The organism is Neisseria basseii, assembly GCF_962707005.1.
Taxonomy (GTDB): domain Bacteria; phylum Pseudomonadota; class Gammaproteobacteria; order Burkholderiales; family Neisseriaceae; genus Neisseria; species Neisseria bergeri.
This window is the reverse complement of the sequence record NZ_CAUIXH010000014.1, coordinates 30258-45445: the sequence shown is the minus strand read 5'-3', so window position 1 is coordinate 45445 and position 15188 is coordinate 30258. Positions and strand designations below refer to the sequence as shown.

Sequence of the window (15188 nt, the reverse complement as noted above, 5' to 3'; positions counted from 1 at the left end):
TTAATACCTTGTAGAGTCTGCTGAGCGGCTGTATCTGTGACCGGGCTTACCGCACTGTCTGTAATTGCCCCAATCCCTACTCCTTGAAAACCCATTAAAAAAGGATTAACCGCACCTTGGATGATGCCGCGAATATCATCCATACGGTTACCCCACCAATTTTTATTGGGGTTGTTTTCCCATATCAGTTTTCCTGTTTCATCAGCACAATTAGGGTTAGCATTGATGCCCACCCAGTTCCAGCCTGAAAAGGATTTTTAATATACGGCAAAAGGTGGGCAACAAGTGCCCACCTTACCTAGCTAACATTTATCCCAAGTATCATATATTTTTTTAAGTTCTTTATCCAAAAGAAGAACTTTATTTTTTCAACACCATGAATTATCTCAAAATCTCTACAATCCACGCATACGCCTGAATAAATTTCTCCTACAATTGCTTGAATAATATACAACTCATCTTTATCGAGACTAATTTTAACTAAACTCCCTTCAAAATCAATTAATTTCATGAATAATTCCTTTTATTTTAATTTGTCATCAAAATACTGTTTACCTGTTTTTGGTCTAAATGCTGTCCCACCATCTTTAGTCTTGGATATTTAGATTATAATCGTCAAATTCCCAGTCAAAATATTTTGCCAAATTTGATATAGACTTATCTTCAGACGTTGAATTACATATTTCCAATATATCATTTATCAATTTTAATATGTGTTCAATATTAAAACGGTTTGTAACAATTGAGTTTTTTAATGACATCGGTCTATGTATATTTGAAAGTAACCATTCAGTGCTATATATATAAACATAAAAATAATCAGCACCATTACTTTCATCAAAACCTATTGATAATGTCAAAAGTATACAAAAATTTTCTAACTTGTCTTGTGGGAAATCTTCCAAATCAAAGTCAGAACAATCATAATTTTTTAATTTTAATCTCATATAATTACCTAATATTTAAATGTCCATTTTTAATTTTATTCCTTTTTCCATTTGAATCAATAGTATAAGTTTCAAAATTTGCTTGAATACCTGTAGTTGCAAATTGTGAATTTTTTTCTGTTGGTGGCCGATATTGTCGAGTGCCATCTATACTTAACCATCCGCCTCCACTAGTTTGTCTTGCACCCTCACCAACCCAAATTTTACCTAGCCTATCTGCCTCTTCATAAGTTGCAGTTCCTATTGGAAAATTTTTTTCACTCTTATGAAGAGCCAGACTCAATCTTGGATCTTGAGCCGCAATGTTTTTTAAGTTTTGCCCAGTTAATTGATTAACTAATTGAGGATAAGTTGCAGCATTGGCTTTTCCTCCAGACGTTATAGATTTAGGCGGTTTATTCCCACCGGCCATTTCCCCATCTAAAGTCTGCATAGGGCGGGCAGCAGGTTTTTTATAACCGGTATTTTTAACCCAATCCCATTTGGTCGGGTTAAGTTCTACTTTTTTACCTCTCCAAACCGTACCTGCGGCCTCTGCTGCGGAAAGGGCAGTTTGGGCAGTAGCTGTTATATTTGGATGGGCATCAGCCCATTGTTTGGCGGAATTGATACCGTCTTTTACCGCAAAAGCACTGTCCTGTAATAGGCTCGCGGCAGCAAGTTGTGCTTCCGGACTTAAATTTCCTAAATCATTAATACCTTGTAGAGTCTGCTGAGCGGCTGTATCTGTGACCGGGCTTACCGCACTGTCTGTAATTGCCCCAATCCCTACTCCTTGAAAACCCGTTAAAAAAGGATTAACCGCACCTTGGATGATGCCGCGAATATCATCCATACGGTTAGCCCACCAATTTTTATTGGTGTATCGTTAATCATTTATTTCAAAAAAGTTATTTATTATCATATTATCAGAGATCAGGTCGTTAAAAAAACCCCCTCAAATTCCATTAAATTAGTATTTATCCAGCACATAAACGAACCAAAGCGTTCTTTCCCTGAGTGTAAATATTTAAAATTAAACTCAAAATAAGTTTTTTGCTTAGAAAATTTAATGGTTTTTCTATAGTGAAAAAAAGCCCTTACTCGTTTTAGTTCGAGATACTATTTTAAATAAATTTTTATTTTCAATAAAATAAGAATATTCATTTACTAAGTTGTTATGATGAAAAAGTAATTTTATTAAAATGTTTTCATAATTTTCTAGGTTCATTTCTAGCTCAATTTAAAATGATTTCATTGTTGCCGTACCAATGCGAAATTTACCATCAACAAAATTTCCCTTCACTGATACAGGTACCCCATCGCAGAGATGTAGGTCAGATATTTGTATCCGACAAAAATATTTGACGCGTTTATCGTTTCCGAAATGCCGCTGTTAGAAAATGTCGGATTCGAGAATCCAACCTACGGCTATATCCGTAAAGTCTGACCATTGTTCAATGCGGAAAGCGCGAATATTGCGGACGGAATGTAGAAACCAATATACTTAATTGCCATGCCATTCTCATCAAAATACCTGTGCTGTTTAAAGTGCGTGGTTCATTACACGAGTAATTTTATTTTCAGGCTGCCTGAAAGAAAGATAGGCAACTTATTACTCATCTTACGCTAGCTCTCAATAATTGAATACGTTGCACTAGAACCAATTATTTCTATGAATGTTTGCTCAAACATAAAAATATAGTATTTAAAGAATTCTCTATTTAAAGGAAAATAACTTTCTTTCAATATCCATTCCGCATAACGCTCATCAAGAAGTTCAAAAAAAGATTGACCACCATTTTCATGAAGCAAAGCTCTATCTGCATCTTCCGAAATTAAATCCATAAAAGTATCTATAAAATACGATTCATCAACAACCCTAAAATGAATAACATCTTCAATAGAAATTTTTATGGTTTTATCCGTATTTCTATAACCAACTGCTATAACTTCTACTTTATCAAAGTTTATTGCTGCATTATCAAAATAGAAATAGCCAGTTGGGAAATCTAAGCTTTTTAATTTCATAATTTATCGTGTATTTCCATATCTGATTTTTATTTTTCGGTTATTACTAATTGTTATTTCAAGTGTTGGTTCTCCACCACTACTATCATTACGAACATTAACCGCACGCCCATCAGGTAAATTGCCCGTTATCGTTCCATTAGGACGTGTTTGTACATTTCGAACATTCAGACTATTAAAATCATTTAGTGCGTCATTGTAATCTCCCACTTTATCATACTGGACAGCGGGACCTTTTGTTTTACTCCTTTGAGTAGTATTGCTCAAAATGTCTTTGATTTGTAAATCACTGCGCACCTTACCGGCTTCTATGCGAGTTGCCACACTACTCGGGCTATAAGGGTCGCTATCAATCGCAGGATTACCACCGCTGGTTTTTTGTCCGCTAGTCTGTTTCCCAACCTGCTGTACTGTATCGCCAATTTCATCTACCGTACCTAACGCCTTAGTCTGCATATGGCGGGCAGCAGGTTTTTTATAACCGGTATTTTTAACCCAATCCCATTTAGTCGGGTTAAGTTCTACTTTTTTACCTCTCCAAACCGTACCTGCGGCCTCTGCTGCGGAAAGGGCAGTTTGGGCAGTAGCTGTTATATTTGGATGGGCATCAGCCCATTGTTTGGCAGAGTTGATACCGTCTTTTACCGCAAAAGCACTGTCTTGTAATGCGGTTGCAGCCGCAAGTTGTGCTTCCGGACTTAATTTTCCTAAATCATTAATACCTTGTAGAGTCTGCTGAGCGGCTGTATCTGTGACCGGGCTTACCGCACTGTCTGTAATTGCCCCAATCCCTACTCCTTGAAAACCCATTAAAAAAGGATTAACCGCACCTTGGACGATGCCGCGAATATCATCCATACGGTTAGCCCACCAATTTTTATTGGGGTCGTTTTCCCATATCAGTTTTCCTGCTTCATCCGCACGGCTGAGAAAACCAGAGGCGGCACCGGCATTTTCTTTTAGCCAACGGTCTGAAAATGGGGCTTGAGGAACAATATTAGTCTTTGTTTTTGTTGAAGTTCCTTTGACATAGTAGCTGTATATATCCCTTGCCCCTTGTGGTTCCGGATAATCGCCGCCTTGAGGCCCGTCATATCCGTCTGCGGGATGAATTTCCGACCCTGTTCGATGAAGTTGGTAAACAGTAAAACCGCCGTCTACACCGCCGCTGAAATCAGAAGTGCTTTTTGAATCATGATGATCGAACGGACTGTGTACTTCATGTCCATGTCCTGAAAAATGGGTTTCATAACCGATGACACCTTCAAATCCTGTCCGTTCGTGTGTAATAGGCAGTATGGGGCCGACCGCAGTTGCATCAAATGTTTGGACGGCGTAAACCCGATTTTTAACACTGCCGCGACCATTACCAAACAGATGGTATTTACCACCCGGTTCGTAGTGTTTTGCCTGCATATCATCGCGTAAACGGGCATCCAAACCGTTCGCATGACTAATGGGGATTTGCAGCAACGATATTGCTGCTGCAAACAGCATCATGAATTTTTGAATAGGCAAATTCATTTTGTTTTCCTTGGTAGCAAGCGGTTATGGTAGTGTGAATCAAGGTTGCCCTTGTCTATGTTGTCGCACTGCTTCATTGCTATATCCATACCCCTCATGACTGTTATCAGTCTCTACGGATGGGGCAGAGTTACCCGTATGATTACCGTATGGTCGGATATCGGAGAAATCGACCATTAATCCTTCTGTCGGTTTGATTCCTTTGCTTACTTTATACGGCCCCATCCACAATGCGTAATTTTCTTTATAGGCAGCTTCAAACGCATTGGTTTTTGGTTTGATGAGCAATTTTTTATTGGTTCTGTCTACTGCGAAATATTCCAGTTTTGTTTGGGCTTTCAGTGTTTCGGCATTGTATAGGTGCATTTCGGTTCTGTTGCGGATAGTTCCGAATACGTCGATGTTAATAAACACATCTGTATCGGCATTGGCAGGAGAAACAACGTCTATGCCGCGCAGGAAAAATACGGTCTGCACCAAGTGGGAAAGAAAGGCAGTGTCGCGCGGGTTAGTCGTCAAGGTTTCATTTCGATAATCCCCCATCCCGCCAATATTTAAGCCCAGACTGCTCCTACTTCCGCTACCGTCTGATTGGGTGCGCGAGAGTGCAGGGGCATTAAGTGTAGATAAAGAAGTGGTTAAACCTGTCAAACCGCCTGATGTTGTTTCAGCGGTGGTTTCGTAACGTGGATAGGTGTAATCGGTACGGCCGGCAGGGCTGTTTATATATTCACCGCGAAGCAGTGCATCAATGGAGTAGCGACCCCCTGTCAAACTGCCTGAACCTTGGTCGCCCATAGTGGCAATGTACAATGCAACTTTTCGTCCGTGTAATGCCTGTAAATCCATGTCTTTAACGGCAGCTCTGGCAGAAGCGGCCACAAGTTCTTGTTCGACCGCGAAGCGTTTACCTCCGCCATGCGATGGAATACCTGTCAGTGTCCCGCAGGCGGATAAAATAAAAACTGAAAAAAGAATAGGTATCAGCAGCCGTGCCCGCATAGATTTTCTCCTTTGATAAAAGACAAATTGTATCAAAATTGTAAATAAATCATAAATTAAATAAAATATTTCTTTACTGGTTTTGTGGTTTGGTTTTCAATAGGCTGCCCGCACATAGCGTGATTTGCGGTTGCAATGGCGGCGGCGGATTTTATAGTGGATTAACAAAAATCAGGACAAGGCGACGAAGCCGCAGACAGTACAAATAGTACGGAACCGATTCACTTGGTGCTTCAGCACCTTAGAGAATCGTTCTCTTTGAGCTAAGGCGAGGCAACGCTGTACTGGTTTAAATTTAATCCACTATAGGCTTTTTTCGGTCAGTTGCCGGTTAATCAGTCCCGGCAGTTTGGACAGGGTGTCGCCTTGCGCCAACCGGTTGCGGTAACGGCATAAGGTGCTGTAATCGGGGATGCTTAGTTCGTCAAAACGGCAAAACAGATTGAAATCGGTGCGAGTGATGAGTACGGCGTTGCCCTTATGCCGATTTTGTCCGCCTGCTGCAAGGCGGTTTGCACAATGGAAAACAAAATGCCGTCTGAACGATGTTCAGACGGCATTTTCAAATGGGAGGCAATAAGTCGGCATATGAAAAATTGATGTATAAGGCAGGATGGCTCTAGGCTTGTTAATCTCCATATAATAAATGGCCGTCTGAAGCCCATATGCGACTATATCTGCCGGCCTTATGGGCAATCAGCAGTGAACCAGTGTGCCTTCGTTTTCACCGGTTACTACACGTTTGAGCGAGCCTTCTTTGGCGATGCCGAAGACGACAATATTGAGTTTGCGTTCGCGGCAAAGGGCGAAAGCGGTGGCGTCCATGACTTTGAGGTTTTTCAACAAGGCTTCGTCAAAAGTAATGGTTTCGTAGCGTGTTGCAGATGGATCTTTTTTCGGGTCTGCGGTGTACACGCCGTCAACGTTGGTGGCTTTGAGCATCACGTCGCAGTTCATTTCCGCACCGCGCAATGCAGCGGCAGTGTCGGTGGTGAAGAAGGGGTTACCCGTACCGGCGGCGAAGATGACGACTTTGCCTTCTTCAAGGTATTGGATGGCTTTGGGACGGGCGTACGTTTCAGCGATTTGCTGCATGGAAAGCGCGGATTGTACGCGCGCTTTGATGCCGAGGGTTTCAAATGCGTCTTTGAGTGCCAAGGCGTTCATCACGGTTGCCATCATGCCCATGTAGTCGGCAGTGGCGCGGTCCATGCTGCCTGCTTGTGCAGATACGCCACGGAAAATGTTACCGCCGCCGACAACGATACCGACTTGCACGCCCATTTTAACGACTTCGGCAATTTCGCCGACAGTTTGAACGATGGTGTCGTGATTGATGCCGAATGGATCAGAGCCCATCAGGGATTCGCCGGAGAGTTTCAGTAATACACGTTTGTATTTGATTTGCTGTGTCATGGGATACCTTGCTTTCTTAAATGTCGTCGGTCGGAGTTTGGGCCGTCTAAATTTCAAACGGTCGGAATTACAATGATATGGTGTGTCGTTCTGTTATAGTGGATTAAATTTAAATTAGGACAAGGCGACGAAACCGCAGACAGTACAAATAGTACGGCAAGGCGAGGCAACGCTGTACTGGTTTAAATTTAATCCACTATATTGTTTTGTTTTCAGACGGCCTGAATATTCGGTCGTCTTAAAATAGGTACCGTAAACGGTTTTCTCAAAAAAAAGCACCCTGATTCGTTTGGAATCCAGGTGCTTTCTTTTTCATAAGTGCCTTACACTTTAGCAGCGGCGGCAACTTCGGCTGCGTAGTCAACAACGGCTTTTTCGATACCGTCGCCTACTTTGTAGCGTACGAAGCTAACCACTTCAGTGCCGTTTTCTTTAGCGAATTGGGCAACAGTTTGGTCAGGGTTCATCACGAACGCTTGGCCGTTCAGAGTGATTTCAGCCAAGAATTTGCGGATACGGCCTTCAACCATTTTAGCGGCGATGTCGGCAGGTTTGCCGGAAGCGATAGCTTGTTCGGTGTAGATGTGGCGTTCTTTTTCAACGGTTTCAGCATCTACTTCGGCTTCGCTTACGCATTGCGGTTTGGCGGCAACGATGTGCATACCGATTTTGCGTGCTACATCTTCAGAGCCTTTGTACTCAACCAAAACGCCTTCGGTAGCCAATGCACCGTGGATGTAGGCAACCAGTTGGTTGGCAGTGTCGATCACTTGGAAGCGGCGAACAGACATGTTCTCGCCCAATTTAGCGATGATGGCTTTACGTTCTGCTTCAACCAGTTCGCTCAGTTCTTCAACGGTAGCCGGTTTTTTCTCGGCAGCAGTTTTCGCAACGAAGTTGGCAAATTCTACGAAGCCGGCGTCTTTAGCGACGAAGTCAGTTTCGCAGTTTACTTCAACCAATGCGCCGACATTGCCGTTGATGGCGTAAGCCAATACGCCTTCGGCAGCAGTACGGCCGGCCAGTTTACCGGCTTTCGCACCAGATTTAATACGCAGGATTTCTTCGGCTTTGTCGAAGTTGCCTTCAGCTTCAACCAAGGCTTTTTTGCATTCCATCATGCCCAGGCCGGTAGCGGCGCGCAGGTCGGCAACCATTTTTGCAGTAATTTCTGCCATTTTGAATCTCCTAGATTTTTGGGAACACGGCCATTGCCGTGTTTGGAAATAGTAGCCGTCTGAAACGGATTTCAGAACGGGATTTGAGAAAAGGGGCATAACGCCCCTCTTCATGTATACCGAATTACTCGGCAGCAGCTTCTTGGGCAGCGGCTACAGTTTCTTGCAGCGCTTGGTTTTTGCCTTCCAAAACTGCGTCGGCGATGCCGCGGCAGTACAGGCGGATGGCTTTGGCGGAGTCATCGTTACCAGGGATAACGTATTTCACGCCGTCAGGGCTGTTGTTGGTATCGACTACGGCGATAACGGGGATGCCCAGTTTTTCAGCCTCAACCAGAGTACCTTTTTGGTAGCCAGTATCGATAACGAAAATCGCGTCAGGCAGGCCTTTCATGTTTTTGATACCGCCCAAAGAACGTTCCAGTTTTTCAACGTCGCGTTGCATTTCCAGAATTTCTTTTTTGTTGAAACCGCCTTCGGCAGCGTTTTCCAAGGCAGCAGTTTTTTCTTCCAGGCGTTTGATAGATTGCTTAACGGTTTTGTAGTTAGTCAGCATACCACCCAACCAGCGGTAATCAACGAAAGGCATACCGGCACGGGTCGCTTCTTCGCGGATGATTTCACGCGCTTGACGTTTGGTGCCGACAAACAGCACGGTGCCTTTGTTGGCAACCAGACGGCGTACGGCTTCTTGCGCCTCTTGGAACATCGGCAGGGTTTTTTCCAGGTTGACGATATGGATTTTGTTGCGCGCACCGAAAATGTATTGAGCCATTTTCGGGTTCCAGAAACGGGTTTGGTGGCCGAAGTGAACACCGGCTTCAATCATCTGACGCATAGTAATTTGAGACATGTTATTTCCTTGAAAGGGTTAAGAGCACACATTCAATCGCATAGAACTTGATAGGCTGCGCCTATTGTCAAGCACCCTTCGGCGAAAGTGGGCATAAGTTTTAAAAATAGTGTGTTTCCGAAATGGAAAACTGACGGATTATAGCGGATAAGGGGTCGTCTGAAAAGGGATTCAGGGTTTTGTGCCGCTGTCTTTTTGCCGTTGTGCACGCTGCTGTTCGAATTCTGCCTGTTCCTGCTGTCTCATCAGGCGGTTGCGGCGGCGGACGGTGATGGTGAAAACCGTGAACACGGTGGGCAGAACCGCCCAAAAAACCAAATAAATCAAGGCGCGCGCAATACTCGGCTGCGCGGCGGAATACATAACGGCAACAAAAAGATAGCCGATGGCGACGATGTGCCACATTGTGTGCGTCCTGTTTGAATGTTAACAAAATTGTTATAATCGCAACATTCTACCGCAATCCCGAAAGGCCGTCTGAAAATGAGGAACCCCGAAAAATCGGCACTACGCAAACAGTTCCGCCGCGCACGCGCCCAAATGAGTGCCGACGAGCGGAACGCCGCCACCGAAACCATCAACCGCCTGCTCAAGCCCTACATCAAAAAAGGGCGGAAAATCGGCGTGTATTGGCCGATGGGCAACGAACTGCGGCTGGACGGTTTCGTCCGTGCGGCGCAAAAACGCGGTGCCAAACTCTATCTGCCTTATATCGAACCGCGTTCGCGGCGGATGTGGTTTACGCCGTATCCTGAAAGCGGAGTGGAACGGGAGCGCATACGGGGCAGGGCGAAGTTGAACGTGCCGCAGTTTGCAGGTCGGAAAAGGCGTGTGCATGATTTGAACCTCTTGCTTGTGCCAGTGGTCGGCATGGACAGGTTGGGCTACCGCTTGGGGCAGGCAGGCGGCTATTATGATGCGACGCTTGCGGCGATGAAATACCGTTTGCAGGCAAAAACCGTGGGCGTAGGCTTTGCCTGCCAACTGGTCGGCACGCTGCCGCGCGAGGCGCACGACCTGCCGCTGGACGGTTTTGTGTCGGAGGCGGGGATATTGTGTTTTTAGCCGTTCAGACGGCATTTTGAACGGAAATGCCGTCTGAAGGCGGAATATTGGGAGAAAAGGATGTCGGAAAAGATAATACTGCCGGTCTTGTCATTGGGCGGCGTTCGTCTTGAACCGTTGGATGTGCATCATGAAACGGGTTTGCGCGAGGCGGTTTGCGATGGGGAGGTTTGGAAGCTGGGGGTAACGTCCGCACCCCATCCGGATAGGGTGGCAGACTATATCGGGACAGCATTGGCAACGCGTTTGGCGTTTGCGGTTGTCGATGAAGAGGCGGGCAGGGTGGTCGGGACAACGGCGTATTATCATTTTGAACCGCAGATTCCGCGTTTGGATATCGGATTCACATGGTATGCGGCATCGGCACAGCGGACACGGATAAACACCTGTTGCAAAATCATGCTGTTGGATTACGCGTTCGATGTTTTGGCTTGCTGTTGCGTAGGATGGCGCACGGATATTCTGAACCTTGCCTCGCAACGTGCCATCGAACGGCTGGGCGCGGAAAAAGACGGCGTGCTGCGTATGCATATGCTCCGTAAAGACGGCAGTGTGCGCGATACGGTCGTGTACAGTATGCTGAGGGAAGATTGGTGCAGAAACAGGGAAATCCTGACCGGCAGGCTGGCGGGATATGGCGTGCAGGTGTGAGGCAGTATTTTCAAATTTAAAAAACTTAACGCAATATGCTGACAATCTTTTAAAAATTAATATATAAACAATTTTGATTTTTTATCTATTAAAAATTTGATATATATAGATAAATAACTATTTTTATTTTTCATTTCGCAGTTCCACAGCTTGGCGGGCGACAGAAAAACTTTGCATTTCCCAGTAAAATCCACTACATTCACGATAACATATTACAAGCCCCTGAAGCGGTGTCGGAAGCCATACCTGCAACGCATTCCAACCCCGAAACGGCGTACTCGGACACACACCATTGCCGGTTTCCCCTGCTTTTGCGATTCAGGCGTTTGTAGTACGGCAAATAACCATAAGGGCAGAAGATGCCTGTTTTTTAGGAGTAAACCATGGCTGAAGCGACAGACGTTGTCTTGGTGGGCGGCGGCATTATGAGCGCGACTTTGGGCGTTTTGCTCAAAGAACTCGAACCGTCTTGGGAAATCACCCTGATTGAACGCTTGGAAGACGTGGCGTTGGAATCGTCAAACGCGTGGAACAACGCCGGCACGGGGCATTCCGCGCTGTGCGAATTGAACTATGCGCCGCTGGGTGCAAATGGGATTATCGATCCGGCGCGCGCCCTCAATATTGCCGAACAGTTTCATGTCAGCCGCCAGTTTTGGGCGACGCTGGTCGCGGAAGGCAAGTTGGAAGACAATTCCTTCATCAATGCCGTGCCGCATATGTCTTTGGTGATGAACGAAGACCACTGCCGTTATCTGCAAAAACGCTATGATGTGTTTAAAACGCAGAAACTTTTTGAAAATATGGAATTTTCCACCGATCGGAACAAAATTTCCGATTGGGCTCCGCTGATTATGCGCGGACGGGACGAAAACCAACCCGTCGCCGCCAACTATTCCGCCGAAGGCACGGATGTCGATTTCGGACGGCTGACGCGCCAGATGGTGAAATATTTGCAGGGTAAGGGCGTAAAAACCGAGTTTAACCGCCACGTCGAAGACATCAAACGCGAATCCGACGGCGCGTGGGTGCTCAAAACCGCCGATACCCGCAACCCCGACGGGCAGCTCACCCTCCGCACCCGCTTCCTCTTCCTCGGCGCGGGCGGCGGCGCGCTGACCCTGCTGCAAAAATCCGGCATCCCCGAAGGCAAAGGCTACGGCGGCTTCCCCGTGTCCGGCCTGTTCTTCCGCAACAGCAACCCCGAAACCGCCGAACAACACAACGCCAAAGTGTACGGGCAGGCTTCCGTCGGCGCGCCGCCGATGTCCGTCCCGCACCTCGACACACGCAACGTGGACGGCAAACGCCACCTTATGTTCGGCCCTTACGCAGGCTTCCGTTCCAACTTCCTCAAGCAAGGCTCGCTTATGGATTTGCCGCTGTCCATCCATATGGACAACCTCTATCCTATGCTGCGCGCCGGCTGGGCGAATATGCCGCTGACCAAATACCTGCTGGGCGAATTGCGTAAAACCAAAGAAGAACGCTTCGCCTCCCTGCTGGAATACTACCCCGAGGCAAACCCCGACGACTGGGAACTCATCACCGCAGGGCAACGTGTCCAAATCATTAAAAAAGACTCCGAAAAAGGCGGCGTGCTCCAGTTTGGTACGGAGATTGTCGCCCATGCCGACGGCTCGCTTGCCGCACTGTTGGGTGCCTCACCGGGCGCATCGACCGCCGTGCCGCTGATGATCCGGCTGATGCACCAATGCTTCCCCGAGCGCGCCCCGTCTTGGGAAGGCCGTCTGAAAGAGCTGGTACCGGGTTACGGCATCAAGTTGAACGAAAACCCTGAAAGGGCGGATGAAATTATCGCCTATACCGCGAAAGTGTTGGATATTTAAGCCGAATCTTTCAAGAAAAGCCGTATCCCCATATGGTGCCGCCCCTGCCGGTTGTGCCCTTCATCCGGCGGGGCAGGTTTTGATACACGGGGCAGGTAATCGTTTTCCCCTTTGCGAGTAATGGGGAGAGGGTCAAAAAAACAGCGTTTTCATTTCTGAAAACGCTGTTTTTTGTTGCCTGATTAACGTGGGGAACAGTCTTTGAAGACGATTTGGTTGTCAGGTGCGGTAATCATAATGGGCTGTTTGCGGTAGGATTTGCCATCCATCACGCCGGTACCCAAAACATAACCGCCTTCTTTGCCGTAGAATGTTTCCACATTGTCGGATTTGTCCAAATTGACAGGCATTTGCACGCGTTTGCCGTTGATGACGGCGGAAGCGTATGTGGTCAGACCCTGTTTGTTGAAGCCGTAGGTTACTTTGACTTTTTTACCTTGCTGGCAGACGTAGCTGACGGTTTTTTTGGCAACGGTGGGGTTGTCCGTACCGGCGGCGGCAGCCATACTGCTGAGCGCGATTGCGGAAGACAGGATTGCGGTGGTCAGAAGTTTCATTTTTATTCCTTTTGATAGATGTGGAGTTTGCCCGTCTCGGGCTATTTGACATTCTAATGTCGGCGTATCCTGAAATAAACAGGAAATTGGATAAAGTTTGTAAAAAGGCAGGTTCGGGCGGTTCGGCGGTTTGAGGCAGGGGCGGCAGGCGGGGTACGGCAGCCTGTCCGGTGTTTCAGACGGCATTGTTTGCGTTTTTCGGAAATGAAAAACCTCCGGACATCCGGAGGTTGCGGTTTAACCTTGTTTTTTTCTTTCGGCCTTGGTCTGTTTGGACAACTCGGCATACAGGTCGGGATGGTGTTTTTTCAACAGGGCGGCGATTTCCATATCTTTTTTGTTGACTTTTGCCAAATCGAGGCATTCGATATGGACGAGGCGGAGCAGTTCGCGTACGGGTTTGGGCATTTTGCGGCCGGTTTCGTAGCGCGAGCCTCCGGACTGGGTAACGCCGACCTTGCCCCAGAAGTCTATCTGGTTCAGCCCGGTCTTTTTGCGGATGGCTTTAACATCTTCTATATTTTCAAATATTTTCATAAAACTTCCTTTAAGTTTGTCTGGTTGCGGGGCAAATCCCGATTTGTTTTGTTTTTGTAATGTGCCGGGTCAAGCTTGTTTTTATATTGTACATTATATCTGCCGTTTCTTTCAGACGGCATTGTTTGTTTTTATGGGGTGGATACGTTCGGCTTCAGGGTTTGCCGGAGGCGGGGCTGACGGTGAGGATTTCGTAGCCGGTTTCGGTAACCAAAACTTCGTGTTCCCATTGGGCGGAGAGGGAGCGGTCTTTGGTTACGACCGTCCAGCCGTCGTTGAGGATACGCAGGTGGCGTTTGCCTTGGTTGATCATCGGTTCGACGGTGAAAATCATACCCGGTTTTAGAACGGGGCCCTGTCCTTTTTTTCCGTAGTGCAACACTTGCGGGGCTTCGTGGAAACCGCGTCCGATGCCGTGTCCGCAAAATTCCTGTACGACGGAATAGCCGGCGTTTTCGGCAACCTGTTGGCAGGCGTAGCCTACGTCGCCCAGCGTCGCGCCGGGTTTGACGGCTTCGATGCCCGCCATCATAGAGGCGTGGGTTACGTCGATCAGGCGTTGGGCGATGGGGGAGACTTTGCCGACGGTAAACATACGGCTGGAGTCGCCGTGGAAACCGTCTTTTTTGATGGTCAGGTCGATGTTGATGATGTCGCCTTCTTTGAGCGGCTTGTCGTCGGGAATGCCGTGGCAGATGACGTGGTTGACGGAGGTACAGCAGGATTTGGGGTAGGGCGGGTTGCCGTAGTGGAGGGGGGCGGGGTAGCCGCCTTGGACGTTGACGTGGTAGTCGTAAACGAGTTTGTCGATTTCGTCGGTGGTTACACCGGGTTTGACGAATTGTCCGATGTAGTCGAGGGCTTCGGCGACGAGTTTGCCCAGCTCGCGCATTTTTTCGATTTCTTCGGGGGTTTTGATGATGATGCCGTTCATAATGCTTCCTTGGATTGCGGGTGTGCCTGCCGTGCCGGGTCAGAAGAGGTTGTCGAGAATCTCTTTATGGGGTTTGGCCGGCGTGTTTTTCGGGGTGTCCGGTTTGGTATGGTTTTCTTTGGGTGTTTCTTTGGGCTGCGCCTGTTTTTCGGGTGTTTCTTTTCGGGGTTCGGGACGGGGGACGTTTGTGGGCAGTACGGGGGTTTCTTTGAGTGTGTTTTCAGCTTGTGTTCCAGTGCCGGTTAACGAATCAGCTGCCCGGGCCGCATCCGAAGGGCGCGGTTTGGAACGGGTTTTTTTGGCAGGGGCGGGAAGGGGTGGTTTGCCGCCGCTTTCGTTTTCGCCGTCCGCACTTTCGGGTTCGGACGGAGCCGGTTCGGGACGGGTTGCGCCTTGTCCGACTGCGCCGTTTGGCAGCCAGAATTCGGTTTCGCGGGGGCTGTCGGTGTGTTGCGGTTCGGTTTGGGGAGTTTTGTCGCCGTTCGGGTTGAATGTGCTGACGATGCCTACTGCCAATGCGCCGATGGCGGTGATACAGATGAGCAATACGGCGTGTATCAGGAGTTTGGGGGTCAGCCTGAAGGGTTTGTTCGGTTTTTTTGTCATTTTGCTTGTGCTTGGTGTCGGACAATGCCGTCTGAAGGCCGGTTCAGACGGCATGGGT

The 15188-nt window shown here is 47.4% G+C and carries 17 protein-coding genes and 5 pseudogenes; 4 read left to right on the top strand and 18 right to left on the bottom strand.

Going from position 1 to position 15188, the window contains the following annotated elements:
• From Q9I99_RS08150 to pyrH, 11 genes and pseudogenes are all read right to left on the bottom strand, one after another.
• A pseudogene (locus Q9I99_RS08150) lies at nt 1–206 on the bottom strand (MafB family polymorphic toxin); the annotation flags it as partial.
• 92 nt (nt 207–298) lie between these two features.
• Nucleotides 299–511, bottom strand: a complete 213-nt coding sequence (locus tag Q9I99_RS08145) for a hypothetical protein (RefSeq protein ID WP_107819561.1) — start codon at nt 509–511, stop codon at nt 299–301.
• Nucleotides 512–587: 76 nt separating this feature from the next.
• A complete protein-coding gene (locus tag Q9I99_RS08140; RefSeq protein ID WP_002218298.1) occupies nt 588–947 on the bottom strand; it encodes an immunity 8 family protein in 360 nt (119 codons plus the stop codon).
• 4 nt (nt 948–951) lie between these two features.
• A pseudogene (locus tag Q9I99_RS08135) lies at nt 952–1806 on the bottom strand (MafB family polymorphic toxin); the annotation flags it as partial.
• A gap of 9 nt (nt 1807–1815) precedes the next feature.
• Nucleotides 1816–2157 (bottom strand): annotated as a pseudogene (locus Q9I99_RS08130) (hypothetical protein).
• 398 nt (nt 2158–2555) lie between these two features.
• Nucleotides 2556–2957, bottom strand: coding sequence for a hypothetical protein (locus Q9I99_RS08125; RefSeq protein WP_250314658.1), 402 nt, complete (start codon nt 2955–2957; stop codon nt 2556–2558).
• Nucleotides 2958–2960: 3 nt separating this feature from the next.
• On the bottom strand, nt 2961–4481 hold the full coding sequence (locus tag Q9I99_RS08120; protein WP_301668236.1) for a MafB family polymorphic toxin: 1521 nt from the start codon (nt 4479–4481) through the stop codon (nt 2961–2963).
• Nucleotides 4482–4520: 39 nt separating this feature from the next.
• On the bottom strand, nt 4521–5483 hold the full coding sequence (mafA, locus tag Q9I99_RS08115; protein ID WP_301668237.1) for an adhesin MafA: 963 nt from the start codon (nt 5481–5483) through the stop codon (nt 4521–4523).
• A gap of 306 nt (nt 5484–5789) precedes the next feature.
• Nucleotides 5790–5948, bottom strand: a pseudogene (locus tag Q9I99_RS08110) (IS5/IS1182 family transposase); the annotation flags it as partial.
• Nucleotides 5900–6043, bottom strand: a complete 144-nt coding sequence (locus Q9I99_RS08105) for a hypothetical protein (protein WP_301668238.1) — start codon at nt 6041–6043, stop codon at nt 5900–5902. The gene Q9I99_RS08105 and the pseudogene Q9I99_RS08110, both read right to left, overlap by 49 nt.
• Nucleotides 6044–6179: 136 nt before the next feature.
• Complete coding sequence (gene pyrH, locus Q9I99_RS08100; protein ID WP_002243681.1) at nt 6180–6899, bottom strand: UMP kinase; 720 nt, start codon at nt 6897–6899, stop codon at nt 6180–6182.
• A gap of 94 nt (nt 6900–6993) precedes the next feature.
• Between pyrH and Q9I99_RS08095 the strand changes: the two are divergent.
• Nucleotides 6994–7101: pseudogene (locus tag Q9I99_RS08095) on the top strand (IS5/IS1182 family transposase); the annotation flags it as partial.
• A gap of 121 nt (nt 7102–7222) precedes the next feature.
• Here the strand turns inward: Q9I99_RS08095 and tsf are convergent.
• The 3 genes from tsf to Q9I99_RS08080 all read right to left on the bottom strand — a co-directional run bounded on the left by tsf (nt 7223) and on the right by Q9I99_RS08080 (nt 9335).
• Nucleotides 7223–8077: a translation elongation factor Ts gene (tsf, locus tag Q9I99_RS08090; protein ID WP_002236251.1), complete on the bottom strand. Its 855-nt coding sequence runs from the start codon at nt 8075–8077 to the stop codon at nt 7223–7225.
• 124 nt (nt 8078–8201) lie between these two features.
• The gene (gene rpsB / locus Q9I99_RS08085; RefSeq protein WP_002243114.1) at nt 8202–8930 is read right to left on the bottom strand and encodes a 30S ribosomal protein S2; all 729 of its coding nucleotides are present in this window, start codon (nt 8928–8930) and stop codon (nt 8202–8204) included.
• Between the two features lie 171 nt (nt 8931–9101).
• The gene (locus Q9I99_RS08080) at nt 9102–9335 is read right to left on the bottom strand and encodes a hypothetical protein (protein WP_101115917.1); all 234 of its coding nucleotides are present in this window, start codon (nt 9333–9335) and stop codon (nt 9102–9104) included.
• 78 nt (nt 9336–9413) lie between these two features.
• Here Q9I99_RS08080 and Q9I99_RS08075 point away from each other — a divergent pair, with 78 nt between their 5' ends.
• From Q9I99_RS08075 to Q9I99_RS08065, 3 genes are all read left to right on the top strand, one after another.
• On the top strand, nt 9414–9995 hold the full coding sequence (locus Q9I99_RS08075) for a 5-formyltetrahydrofolate cyclo-ligase (RefSeq protein WP_301668239.1): 582 nt from the start codon (nt 9414–9416) through the stop codon (nt 9993–9995).
• Nucleotides 9996–10055: 60 nt separating this feature from the next.
• A complete protein-coding gene (locus Q9I99_RS08070; RefSeq protein WP_301668240.1) occupies nt 10056–10646 on the top strand; it encodes a GNAT family N-acetyltransferase in 591 nt (196 codons plus the stop codon).
• A 383-nt stretch (nt 10647–11029) separates the two neighbouring features.
• On the top strand, nt 11030–12496 hold the full coding sequence (locus tag Q9I99_RS08065; protein WP_118792987.1) for a malate:quinone oxidoreductase: 1467 nt from the start codon (nt 11030–11032) through the stop codon (nt 12494–12496).
• 182 nt (nt 12497–12678) lie between these two features.
• On the opposite strand, the gene Q9I99_RS08060 is transcribed toward Q9I99_RS08065, so the two are convergent.
• The 4 genes from Q9I99_RS08060 to Q9I99_RS08045 all read right to left on the bottom strand — a co-directional run bounded on the left by Q9I99_RS08060 (nt 12679) and on the right by Q9I99_RS08045 (nt 15184).
• Nucleotides 12679–13053 (bottom strand): ACP-like domain-containing protein, encoded by a 375-nt coding sequence (locus tag Q9I99_RS08060; RefSeq protein ID WP_002225721.1) that lies wholly within the window; start codon nt 13051–13053, stop codon nt 12679–12681.
• Nucleotides 13054–13290: 237 nt separating this feature from the next.
• Entirely contained in the window at nt 13291–13590 is a 300-nt protein-coding gene (locus Q9I99_RS08055) for a helix-turn-helix domain-containing protein (RefSeq protein ID WP_107819570.1), read from the bottom strand.
• Between the two features lie 154 nt (nt 13591–13744).
• Nucleotides 13745–14524, bottom strand: coding sequence for a type I methionyl aminopeptidase (map, locus tag Q9I99_RS08050; RefSeq protein WP_002218216.1), 780 nt, complete (start codon nt 14522–14524; stop codon nt 13745–13747).
• 39 nt (nt 14525–14563) lie between these two features.
• Complete coding sequence (locus Q9I99_RS08045) at nt 14564–15184, bottom strand: hypothetical protein (protein ID WP_301668241.1); 621 nt, start codon at nt 15182–15184, stop codon at nt 14564–14566.
• Between the last annotated feature and the right edge of the window lie 4 nt (nt 15185–15188).

Coding starts and splice junctions, on each gene's coding strand:
- Q9I99_RS08145 (WP_107819561.1), bottom strand. CDS start 511: ATGAAATTAATTGATTTTGAAGGGAGTTTAGTTAAAATTAGTCTCGAT.
- Q9I99_RS08140 (WP_002218298.1), bottom strand. CDS start 947: ATGAGATTAAAATTAAAAAATTATGATTGTTCTGACTTTGATTTGGAA.
- Q9I99_RS08125 (WP_250314658.1), bottom strand. CDS start 2,957: ATGAAATTAAAAAGCTTAGATTTCCCAACTGGCTATTTCTATTTTGAT.
- Q9I99_RS08120 (WP_301668236.1), bottom strand. CDS start 4,481: ATGAATTTGCCTATTCAAAAATTCATGATGCTGTTTGCAGCAGCAATA.
- mafA (WP_301668237.1), bottom strand. CDS start 5,483: ATGCGGGCACGGCTGCTGATACCTATTCTTTTTTCAGTTTTTATTTTA.
- Q9I99_RS08105 (WP_301668238.1), bottom strand. CDS start 6,043: ATGCCGTCTGAACATCGTTCAGACGGCATTTTGTTTTCCATTGTGCAA.
- pyrH (WP_002243681.1), bottom strand. CDS start 6,899: ATGACACAGCAAATCAAATACAAACGTGTATTACTGAAACTCTCCGGC.
- tsf (WP_002236251.1), bottom strand. CDS start 8,077: ATGGCAGAAATTACTGCAAAAATGGTTGCCGACCTGCGCGCCGCTACC.
- rpsB (WP_002243114.1), bottom strand. CDS start 8,930: ATGTCTCAAATTACTATGCGTCAGATGATTGAAGCCGGTGTTCACTTC.
- Q9I99_RS08080 (WP_101115917.1), bottom strand. CDS start 9,335: ATGTGGCACATCGTCGCCATCGGCTATCTTTTTGTTGCCGTTATGTAT.
- Q9I99_RS08075 (WP_301668239.1), top strand. CDS start 9,414: ATGAGGAACCCCGAAAAATCGGCACTACGCAAACAGTTCCGCCGCGCA.
- Q9I99_RS08070 (WP_301668240.1), top strand. CDS start 10,056: ATGTCGGAAAAGATAATACTGCCGGTCTTGTCATTGGGCGGCGTTCGT.
- Q9I99_RS08065 (WP_118792987.1), top strand. CDS start 11,030: ATGGCTGAAGCGACAGACGTTGTCTTGGTGGGCGGCGGCATTATGAGC.
- Q9I99_RS08060 (WP_002225721.1), bottom strand. CDS start 13,053: ATGAAACTTCTGACCACCGCAATCCTGTCTTCCGCAATCGCGCTCAGC.
- Q9I99_RS08055 (WP_107819570.1), bottom strand. CDS start 13,590: ATGAAAATATTTGAAAATATAGAAGATGTTAAAGCCATCCGCAAAAAG.
- map (WP_002218216.1), bottom strand. CDS start 14,524: ATGAACGGCATCATCATCAAAACCCCCGAAGAAATCGAAAAAATGCGC.
- Q9I99_RS08045 (WP_301668241.1), bottom strand. CDS start 15,184: ATGCCGTCTGAACCGGCCTTCAGACGGCATTGTCCGACACCAAGCACA.